The sequence below is a fragment of the Streptomyces sp. MnatMP-M17 genome (assembly GCF_900091995.1).
GTDB lineage: Bacteria > Actinomycetota > Actinomycetes > Streptomycetales > Streptomycetaceae > Streptomyces.
This window is the reverse complement of sequence record NZ_FMDK01001273.1, coordinates 1-1,309: the sequence shown is the minus strand read 5'-3', so window position 1 is coordinate 1,309 and position 1,309 is coordinate 1. Positions and strand designations below refer to the sequence as shown.

The window sequence follows — 1,309 nt, the reverse complement described above, 5'->3', positions numbered from 1 at the left end:
AAGCGCAGCCAGGCCGCCGCCACCCCGCCGCCCCCTCCCGTCGCGCCGCAGCCCACGGCCGACGACCTGTCCCTGAACACACCGACCAGCGACCCGCGCATTCCCTACGCCCCGTCGGAGACACCCACACCGGCCTCCTCCGGCAGCGGCTCCGCGCGAACGGCCGGTGGCCGCCGTACGACCGTGGCACGCGCCGCCGCCGACCTCCAGGCGGAACTGTCCGAACTGGCCGCCCGCCACCCCGACGCGACGATCGAGATCACCTGGAAGGTCGTCGAATGACGGACACCGTCGCCGCCGCCCCAGGCGCCGTCCGGCTGAACACCGCGACCGTCACCCAGTACCTCTCCTCGCAGTCCTCCCTCACCACCTCCCTGACCGGAGACGGCGCGGGCAGACGCCGGGTCGTGCTGCTGCGGTCCGCGCCCCAGTGGGAGGGGCCCGCCGAACCCGCCTGGGGCGAGGACCGGACAGCCGGCGTCGCGGTGGCGCCCTCACCGCTCGCCGTCCACGAACTCGTCCTCGACCACCTGACGGGCCGGCGCCCCGGCCCCGCGGTCCTGGTCGTCCTCACCGACCGCGAGCAGAACGAACTCGACCCGGCGATCACCGCCCGCGTCCACAAGCAGCGCATCGACATGGTCGACAGCTGGGACGTCGTGCGGGAGGCGTTCGGCGCCCGGCAGATCGACCCGCGCCTGAAGGACGTCAACTGGGCCGCCGAAGCCCTGCTCGACGCCACCCCGCCCGGCGGTTGGCCGCCGGTACCCGGCGGCTGGCTGTCTCGGCAGTACGCTCTCACCGCGCTCGCCCAGCGCCGCCTGCGCCTCGGCCGCTATGACACCGAGGGCGGCACGCGACGCCCCGGCGAGGACCGGCTCGACGCGCAGAGCCTGCTGCACTGGTCGACCCGGCCCGGAGCCCCCGAGCGGCTGCTGGGCCTACGGGGTCCCGAGCGCGCCGGGCTGACGGCCTTCCTCGGCGAGGAGGACCAGGCCGGTCTCGCCGGACGCGCTCTGCTCGCTCTTATCCACGCCGAGCGCGGCGCGGACGCCGCTGCCTTCGGCCTCGTATGCGCGGCCCTGTGGCAGCACGCCCAACCCGCCCCCGAGACGTACCAGGCCCGGGGCCGCGCCGAACGCTACCTCGGCGACCAGCCCCCAGCCGTCGGCGAACAACTCGATGCCCTGGTGGGCGTCTTCGGCCGGTCCGCCGAGGAGTACGTGAGCGCGCTGCTGACGGCCGGACACCGCGGCGGCGGCGCCGACGCCGACCAGGCCCGCGAGGCGCGCCGCACCAGCGGCATCGT

2 protein-coding genes are annotated in these 1,309 nt (G+C 75.6%); both read left to right on the top strand.

Annotated features, from left to right (window positions below):
• Window positions 1-282 (top strand): hypothetical protein (locus GA0115259_RS38500; RefSeq protein WP_141716908.1); only part of this gene is annotated, 282 nt, incomplete at its 5' end.
• The coding region (gene pglZ / locus GA0115259_RS38495) for a BREX-2 system phosphatase PglZ (RefSeq protein ID WP_107469438.1) at window positions 279-1,309 on the top strand (1,031 nt) is incomplete at its 3' end. The genes GA0115259_RS38500 and pglZ, both read left to right, overlap by 4 nt.